Genomic DNA, 240 nt, shown 5'->3' on the forward strand with positions numbered 1-240 from the left:
CGACCGGCTGGCCAATCTCGAGGCGGAACTGGCCAATCTCGAGCAGCAATCGGCGGGCCTGACGTCGCGCTGGCAGGCCGAGAAGGACAAGATCGCCGGCGAATCGAAGCTGAAGGAACAGCTCGAGGCCGCCAAGATCGAGCTGGAGCAGGCGCAGCGCGCCGGCGATCTCGCCCGCATGAGCGAGCTCAGCTATGGCACGATCCCGTCGCTCGCCAAGCAGCTCGAAGAGGCGCAGGG

The 240-nt window shown here is 67.1% G+C and carries 1 protein-coding gene; it reads left to right on the forward strand.

Annotated features, from left to right (window positions below; translation table 11 throughout):
• Window positions 1–240 (forward strand): hypothetical protein (locus NLU14_RS22795; RefSeq protein WP_275710899.1); only part of this gene is annotated, 240 nt, incomplete at both ends.

This window comes from Marinobacter iranensis (genome assembly GCF_029207565.1).
Lineage (GTDB): Bacteria > Pseudomonadota > Gammaproteobacteria > Pseudomonadales > Oleiphilaceae > Marinobacter > Marinobacter iranensis.